The organism is Pseudomonas sp. 21615526 (assembly GCF_013386245.1).
In the GTDB taxonomy this organism is placed as follows: domain Bacteria; phylum Pseudomonadota; class Gammaproteobacteria; order Pseudomonadales; family Pseudomonadaceae; genus Aquipseudomonas.
The window spans coordinates 46138-53811 of sequence record NZ_JACAOM010000136.1; the positions used below are offsets into that span (position 1 = coordinate 46138).

Genomic DNA, 7674 nt, shown 5'->3' on the forward strand with positions numbered 1-7674 from the left:
CTTGGGAGCGAGTTAGAACCCGGATTTGTCTGAATAATTCTGTCTTAAACCGTTGCAGCCTGTAACACCTGCGGATTTGCGTGAAAGAACACGTGTTCCAGTACCGGTCCTACAGCGACCTCGCCGATCTCTTCATAGCCCTGGCGCTTATAGAATTCCAGATAGCGAGAATTCCCCGTGTCCAGCACCACGCCTGAGGAATGCGGGTCTTCGGCGCACCAGTTGTGCACCGCTTCCAGCAGTTGCTCACCGTAGTGCTTGCCCTGGAATTGCGGGTGAATCCCCAGCAACGGCAGCACATGCACCGAATCCGAGGGCAGGCACGCCAGCACTGCCTGATGGTATTCCAGGTAACGCCGGGTACCGCGCACACCGGTACTCAGCCACATGCGCAACTGCCAGGCCCAGCTTTCGGTGATGCCCAGGCGGCGGGTCGGTGGCGCGATCAGGGCGATGCCGATCAGCCGGTCGTTGACCAACAGGCCAATCGCCGGGAGTTTCTGGAAGAAGTGCTGTTTGACCAGTTCACGCACCGTGGCGCGCACCCGCTGTTCGTAGCCGGGACGTTCGGCTTCGAAGATGTAGGCGAACGTCGGCTCATGGCGATAGGCCTGGTACAACAGCGAACGGGCTTCGCGGGAGTAGCCGCTGTCGAGCATGTGGATCTGGGCGATGGCAGTCGAGGTGTCAGGCATAACAGTGAATCTCCCCTGGGCGCTGACTCAAAAGGTCGCGCTCTTGTTATTACGAACGTCTGCGGCACTGTTTCGTTCAGTGTAGCCACCGGACGCCGCTTCGTAGCCCAACGCAGCCTTGTGCCTCGGCAGCTGCTACAAGGCTGGCTCCCGTCCTACATTGTCGGCTAGCATCGCCCTTTTGCCAGACTGGACCGCCGACCATGAAAATCGTGTCTTTCAATATCAACGGGCTGCGCGCCCGCCCTCATCAGCTGGCGGCACTGATCGAGAAACACCAGCCGGACGTGATCGGCCTGCAGGAAACCAAGGTCCACGACGACCAGTTCCCGCTGGATGAGATCAAGGCCCTCGGCTATCACGTGTATTACCACGGGCAGAAAGGCCACTACGGTGTTGCCCTGCTCTCGCGCCAGGAACCGCTGGCGCTGCACAAAGGCTTTGCCAGTGACGAAGAAGACGCCCAGCGCCGGTTTATCTGGGGCACCTTCGCCGACGCCAACGGCAACCCGATTACCATCATGAACGGCTATTTCCCACAAGGCGAAAGCCGCGACCACCCCACCAAGTTCCCGGCCAAGCAGCGCTTCTACGAGGACCTGCAAACCCTCCTGGAGTCGCAGTTCAGCAATGACCAGGCCGTGGTGGTGATGGGTGATGTGAATATTTCCCCGGAAGACTGCGACATCGGCATCGGTGCCGACAACGCCAAGCGCTGGCTGAAGACCGGCAAGTGCAGCTTCCTGCCGGAAGAACGCGAGTGGATGGCCCGCCTGAAGAACTGGGGCCTGGTGGACAGCTTCCGCCACCTCAACCCGGATGTGGCAGACCGCTTCAGCTGGTTCGATTACCGCAGCCGTGGTTTTGAAGACGAGCCAAAGCGCGGGCTGCGAATCGACGTGATCCTGGCTTCCCAAGGCTTGTTGCCCCGGGTGAAGGATGCCGGTGTGGACTACGACCTGCGCGGCATGGAAAAACCCTCCGATCATGCACCGATATGGCTGGAATTGAGCTGATTTCTAACAGCAGCGCCGTTAAATGTGGGAGCGGGCTTGCTCGCGAATACGGAGTGTCAGTCACCGGATACGTCGACTGACACACCGTATTCGCGAGCAAGCCCGCTCCCACACTTTTTGACGGCGTGATGCCGGTCATATTGCTGAAACCTCTCTGACTTAATCTCGCGGCACTCCCTTTGGCTTGAGAAGGTGCCGGCATGATGCTGCGCGTTCTATCCCTGCTGGCCCTGCTCAGCGCATTTCCCCTCGCCGCTTTTTCCACCCCTCTGCCCTTCCCCGAACATGGCCCGGCCTTGCGCATCCAGGGTTCCAACACCATCGGCGCGGCGCTTGGCCCGGCGCTGGTCAAGGGGCTGATGGAGCAACAGGGGTTGCAAGCGGTGCACAGCGAGCCATCTGACCAGGCCAACGAACAGCACATCGTCGGCAAGACTCGCCAGGGCCAGAAGGTGACGGTGGAAGTGGCGGCCCATGGTTCCAGCACCGGGTTCGCAGCCCTGAAAAACGCCAGCGCCGACCTCGCGGCGTCTTCCCGGCCGATCAAGGACAGCGAACTGGTGGACCTCGAAGCCCTCGGCGACCTGAAAAGCCCCGACGCCGAACAGGTCATCGCCATTGACGGGCTGGCGATCATCCTCAACCCACGCAACCCGTTGGGGACGCTGAACACCGCGCAACTGGCGCAGATCTTCAGCGGCGAAGTCTCGACCTGGGAACAACTGGGCGGCATCGGTGGCCAGATTCACCTGTACGCGCGGGATGATCAATCCGGCACCTATGACACCTTCAAGGAACTGGTGCTCAGCCGGCGCGGCAAGTCGTTGGATGGCAGCGCCAAGCGCTTCGAATCCAGCGAGCAGTTGTCGGATGCTGTCAGCCATGACCCCCAGGGCATCGGTTTTATCGGATTGCCCTATGTACGCCAGGCCAAGGCGGTGGCCATCGTCGATGGCGACTCGCAGCCGATGCTGCCGCTGAACAGTTTGATCGCCACCGAGGACTACCCACTGTCACGCCGGTTGTTCTTCTACCTGCCACCTGTTGCACAAAACCCCTGGGCCAAGGCCCTGGTGGACTTTGCACAAAGCAGCAAGGGCCAGGCGATCGTCGCCGCCAACGGATTTATCGCACAGCAGGTGCAGGCCATGGCGGTGGAGCCACGGGCGCCGATGCCCGGGGATTACCAGGCGATTGCCCGACAAGCGCAGCGCCTGACGGTGAACTTCCGGTTTGAGGAAGGCAGTGCCAGCCTCGACAACAAGGCGCGCCAGGACCTGATGCGGGTAGTGGCTTATATAAAGAGCCACGGCAAGCTGGACAAGCAGGTGACGCTGGTGGGGTTTGGGGATGCCAAGAGTGATGCGCAGCGGGCGGCGCTATTGTCGAAGTTGCGGGCGATGGCGGTGCGCCGGGAATTGGTTAAAAGCGGCGTGGTGCTGAGGGACATTCAGGGGTTCGGTGCCGAGATGCCGGTGGCGGCAAATACGGCGGATGAGGGACGGATCAAGAATCGGCGGGTGGAGGTTTGGGTGTATTGAGGACGCGGAGCGTCCGGGGCAGCATTCCCACGCAGAGCGTGGGAACGATCAACTGGCCTCATCGCGGCAAGCCCGGCTCCCACAGTTGACTGCATTCCCCTGTGGGAGCTGGCTTGCCTGCGATGAAGACACCTCGGTTTTACTGCCCGCTGCGCATCATTTCCCGCGGCACATACTTGCCGATCTCGAACTTGCCGATTGCTGCGCGGTGCACTTCGTCCGGGCCATCGGCCAGGCGCAGGGTGCGCTGCATGGCGTACATGTAGGCCAGCGGGAAGTCATTGGATACGCCGGCGCCACCGTGGATCTGGATGGCGCGGTCGATCACCCTCAACGCCACGTTCGGCGCCACCACCTTGATCTGGGCGATTTCGCTTTTCGCGACCTTGTTGCCCACGGTGTCCATCATGTAGGCAGCTTTCAGGGTCAGCAGGCGCGCCATGTCGATTTCCATCCGCGAGTCGGCGATCTTGTCGATATTGCCACCCAGGCGGGCCAGCGGCTTGCCGAAGGCGGTACGGCTGACGGAACGCTTGCACATCAGTTCCAGCGCGCGCTCGGCCATGCCGATGGAACGCATGCAGTGGTGAATACGGCCCGGGCCAAGGCGCCCCTGGGCAATTTCAAAGCCCCGGCCTTCGCCCAGCAGGACGTTTTCGTACGGCACGCGGACGTTTTCAAACAGCACTTCGGCGTGGCCATGGGGTGCGTCGTCGTAGCCGAACACCGGCAGCGGGCGCACGATCTTCACACCGGGCGCATCCACCGGTACCAGGATCATCGAGTGCTGCTGGTGACGCGGCGCATCCGGGTTGCTCAGGCCCATGAAGATCAGGATCTTGCAGCGCGGGTCACAGGCGCCGGAGGTCCACCATTTTTTACCGTTGATCACCCACTCGTCGCCGTCGCGTTCTGCACGGGCGGCCATGTTGGTGGCGTCGGAGGAAGCCACGTCCGGCTCGGTCATGGCAAATGCCGAGCGGATTTCGCCGCGCAGCAGCGGTTCGAGCCAGCGCTGTTTTTGCTCTTCGTTGGCGTAGCGCACCAGCACTTCCATGTTGCCGGTATCCGGTGCAGAGCAATTGAACGGCTCCGGCCCCAGCAAGGAGCGGCCCATGATTTCGGCCAGGGGCGCGTATTCCAGGTTGGTGAGGCCGGCGCCCAATTCGGATTCCGGCAGGAACAGGTTCCACAGGCCTTCGGCTTTAGCCTTGAGCTTCAACTCTTCCATGATGGCGGTGGGCTGCCAGCGGTTACCTTCGGCAACCTGGCGTTCGAACACAGGCTCGGCCGGGTAGACGTAGGCATCCATGAACGCGGTGACGCGTTCACGCAGTTCCTGAACCTTGGGCGAATAGGCGAAATCCATGGGCAGCACCTTCTCAATGGAGGTTGTTGAGGTCATGAATCGATGCTAGAACAGCGTTGATAATTTACCTAGCCTATTCTCGGCGTGTATTAACATTCATCACCGATATATGATCGGCGTATGGACACCTAACAATAAGAGCGCAGCGAAATGAATCTGAGCAAGGTCGACCTCAACCTCTTCATCGTCTTTGACGCGATCTACACCGAAGCCAACCTGACCCGCGCCGGGCAGATTGTCGGGATTACTCAACCTGCGGTGTCGAACGCTCTGGCCCGCCTGCGGGAGACCTTCAACGACCCGCTGTTCGTGCGCACAGCCCAAGGCATGGTGCCCACACCCATGGCCCAGAACATCATTGGCCCGGTGCGTAACGCGCTGTCGCTGCTGCGGGTGTCGGTACAGGAAAGCCGGATCTTCAACCCGCAACAGGCGGCCAAGACCTACCGCATCAGCATGACCGACCTCACCGAAGCGGTGATTCTGCCGCCGCTGTTCCAGCGCCTGCGCCGCCTGGCACCGACGGTGGTAATCGAGAGCTTCCTGTCCAAGCGCCGGGAAACCACCAAGGAACTGGCGGCCGGTCGCCTGGACTTTGCCGTGGATGCGCCGCTCAACACCGACCCGCAAGTGCGCCACGTCAAGCTGATGGAAGACCGCTACGTGTGCGCCATGCGCAAGGGCCATCCGATGGCGGGCAAGGACAAACTGACGCTGGATGACTACCTGTCGCTGACCCACATTCATATCTCCAGCCGGCGCAACGGCCTGGGCCATGTCGACCTGGCGCTGGGCAAGATGGGCCTGCAACGCAAGATCGCCCTGCGCTCCCAGCACTACCTGATGGCCTCGCAGGTGCTGCAACAGACCGACATGGTAATGACCGTGCCGGAGCGCTTTGCACGGCGCCATGAACTGCACTGGTTCAACCTGCCGGTGAATGATGTGCCGATGGTGGAAACCCATCTGTACTGGCATGAAAGCACCGACCAGGATCCGGCCAACCGCTGGATGCGCGAGCAGATGATCGAGTTGTGCCAGCAGGTGACGGCCCATGAGAAGAAGCTGGACAAACTGTAGGAGCGAGCTTGACGTTAACGTCAACCAGCCATTAGCTTAACGCTCAAGACACTCCTTGAGCGCCCTCATGAGCACGACCTACAGCATCTCCGACCTCGCCCGCGAGCTCGACATCACCACCCGCGCCATTCGCTTCTATGAAGAACAAGGCCTGCTGTCCCCGGAACGCCGGGGCCAGGAGCGCATTTATTCGCCCCGCGACAAGGTCAGCCTGAAGCTGATCCTGCGGGGCAAGCGCATCGGTTTTTCCCTGGCCGAGTGCCGGGAACTGATCGAACTCTACGACCCTACCAGCGGCAACCAGAAACAGCTGCACAGCATGCTGGCGAAAATCGCCGAGCGCCGCGAGCAGCTGGAACAACAGTTGCTCGACATCGAACAGATGAAGCTCGAACTGGACACCGCCGAAGAGCGTTGCATCCAGGCGCTGGAACAGACCATTCAGGGCCAGGTTGGCCATTCATAAAAGGTAGCTGCCATGTCCCTCCCCTCTCATGTGCGCCTGGTGGAAGTGGGCCCCCGCGACGGCCTGCAGAATGAAGCGCAACCCATCAGCGTCGCCGACAAGGTGCAATTGGTGGACGCCCTGAGTGCCGCCGGCCTGGGTTACATCGAAGTCGGCAGTTTTGTGTCGCCCAAATGGGTACCGCAGATGGCCGGGTCGGCCGAGGTGTTTGCGCAGATCCAGCGCAAGCCGGGCGTGACCTATGGCGCGCTGGCGCCAAACCTGCGGGGTTTTGAAGATGCACTGGCGGCGGGCGTGAAAGAAGTGGCCGTATTTGCGGCGGCTTCCGAGGCGTTTTCCCAGCGCAATATCAACTGCTCCGTCAGCGAAAGCCTGGAACGCTTCGTGCCGATCATGGCCGCGGCCAGGCAGCATGGTGTGAGTGTGCGGGGTTATGTGTCGTGTGTGTTGGGTTGCCCTTATGAAGGTCAGGTCGCGCCGGAACAGGTCGCGGCAGTCGCTCGCGAGCTGTTCGCCATGGGCTGCTATGAGGTGTCCCTGGGCGACACGATTGGCACCGGCACTGCAGGCGCAACACGCCGGATGTTCGAGGTGGTCGGCGCGCAGGTGCCACGGGACAAGCTGGCCGGGCACTTCCATGACACCTATGGCCAGGCCATCGCCAATATCTACGCCAGCCTTGAGGAAGGTATCCAGGTGTTCGACAGCTCTATTGCGGGCCTCGGCGGGTGCCCCTATGCCAAGGGGGCCAGCGGTAACGTTGCCACTGAAGATGTGTTGTACCTGCTCAATGGCTTGGGCATCGAGACGGGTATCGACATGGACAAGCTGATTCTGGCGGGTCAGCAGATTTGTACGGTACTCGGCCGCCCCACCGGTTCGCGCGTGGCGAAGGCTCGCAGCGCCGGTTGAGTAGTGCGCTTGTGACGATGTGTTACCTCGCGGCTACACATCGGGTAACACGGGAACATATTTTGTCGCATTTCCTGAAGGAAATTTCTCGTCAAAAAATCAAGGCATTGATTTTAAAGGACTTTATAAAGTTGGCACGGCTTCTGCTATCTCTATTGCATAACAAGAATAAAAAGCACCAAACCTAATAAAAATAAGACGTAACGACTCTGACATAACAAAAACAACACGGCAGAGACGCAGCTAACAGATTTTTTTGGAGAAGATGTGCTTCGCAGGGTACGGCTTGCCGAAACCCGCAACCGGATAGAGAAGAACAAAAAACTACCTCAAGGTAGCTACCCACTGGTTGGATCGCGTGCGAAGAAGCAGATCAGCGCTCAAAAAAATACGTTTGCTCTTGACCCCGGATGGGGGTCGCCAAAAACAGCGGTAAAGGGCCACGGTTGCCAAAAACAACAATAGACCGCCCCTCAATAATAAAAAAAGAGCACGCAACGACAAATTAAAGGGGACCTTCGGGTCCCCTTTGTGCTTTCTCGGGGAAGGTGGTTTGCGTGTATATCCGTTTTTTGGGTGATGGCTGAGATTGGTT

7 protein-coding genes are annotated in these 7674 nt (G+C 60.1%); 5 read left to right on the forward strand and 2 right to left on the reverse strand.

Annotated elements, in window-relative coordinates:
* Nucleotides 1–44 precede the first annotated feature (44 nt).
* Entirely contained in the window at nt 45–695 is a 651-nt protein-coding gene (locus HX786_RS28270) for an N-acetyltransferase (RefSeq protein WP_003211798.1), read from the reverse strand.
* Between the two features lie 203 nt (nt 696–898).
* Here HX786_RS28270 and xthA point away from each other — a divergent pair, with 203 nt between their 5' ends.
* Nucleotides 899–1711: an exodeoxyribonuclease III gene (gene xthA, locus HX786_RS28275; protein WP_003211800.1), complete on the forward strand. Its 813-nt coding sequence runs from the start codon at nt 899–901 to the stop codon at nt 1709–1711.
* 200 nt (nt 1712–1911) lie between these two features.
* Nucleotides 1912–3252, forward strand: a complete 1341-nt coding sequence (locus HX786_RS28280) for a substrate-binding domain-containing protein (protein ID WP_003211801.1) — start codon at nt 1912–1914, stop codon at nt 3250–3252.
* 139 nt (nt 3253–3391) lie between these two features.
* Here HX786_RS28280 and HX786_RS28285 read toward each other — a convergent pair whose 3' ends face one another.
* Nucleotides 3392–4621: an acyl-CoA dehydrogenase gene (locus HX786_RS28285; protein ID WP_178912905.1), complete on the reverse strand. Its 1230-nt coding sequence runs from the start codon at nt 4619–4621 to the stop codon at nt 3392–3394.
* Nucleotides 4622–4771: 150 nt separating this feature from the next.
* Here HX786_RS28285 and HX786_RS28290 point away from each other — a divergent pair, with 150 nt between their 5' ends.
* The 3 genes from HX786_RS28290 (at nt 4772) to HX786_RS28300 (ending at nt 7079) form a co-directional block, all read left to right on the forward strand.
* Entirely contained in the window at nt 4772–5701 is a 930-nt protein-coding gene (locus tag HX786_RS28290; protein WP_003211805.1) for a LysR family transcriptional regulator, read from the forward strand.
* A gap of 67 nt (nt 5702–5768) precedes the next feature.
* The gene (locus tag HX786_RS28295) at nt 5769–6167 is read left to right on the forward strand and encodes a MerR family DNA-binding transcriptional regulator (RefSeq protein WP_102369517.1); all 399 of its coding nucleotides are present in this window, start codon (nt 5769–5771) and stop codon (nt 6165–6167) included.
* Between the two features lie 12 nt (nt 6168–6179).
* Nucleotides 6180–7079 (forward strand): hydroxymethylglutaryl-CoA lyase, encoded by a 900-nt coding sequence (locus tag HX786_RS28300; RefSeq protein WP_177009129.1) that lies wholly within the window; start codon nt 6180–6182, stop codon nt 7077–7079.
* Nucleotides 7080–7674: the final 595 nt, after the last annotated feature.

Bases quoted from the DNA above. Each gene is read 5' to 3' on its own strand.
- xthA (WP_003211800.1), top strand. From the start codon at position 899: ATGAAAATCGTGTCTTTCAATATCAACGGGCTGCGCGCCCGCCCTCAT.
- HX786_RS28300 (WP_177009129.1), top strand. From the start codon at position 6,180: ATGTCCCTCCCCTCTCATGTGCGCCTGGTGGAAGTGGGCCCCCGCGAC.
- HX786_RS28295 (WP_102369517.1), top strand. From the start codon at position 5,769: ATGAGCACGACCTACAGCATCTCCGACCTCGCCCGCGAGCTCGACATC.
- HX786_RS28270 (WP_003211798.1), bottom strand. From the start codon at position 695: ATGCCTGACACCTCGACTGCCATCGCCCAGATCCACATGCTCGACAGC.
- HX786_RS28285 (WP_178912905.1), bottom strand. From the start codon at position 4,621: ATGGATTTCGCCTATTCGCCCAAGGTTCAGGAACTGCGTGAACGCGTC.
- HX786_RS28290 (WP_003211805.1), top strand. From the start codon at position 4,772: ATGAATCTGAGCAAGGTCGACCTCAACCTCTTCATCGTCTTTGACGCG.
- HX786_RS28280 (WP_003211801.1), top strand. From the start codon at position 1,912: ATGATGCTGCGCGTTCTATCCCTGCTGGCCCTGCTCAGCGCATTTCCC.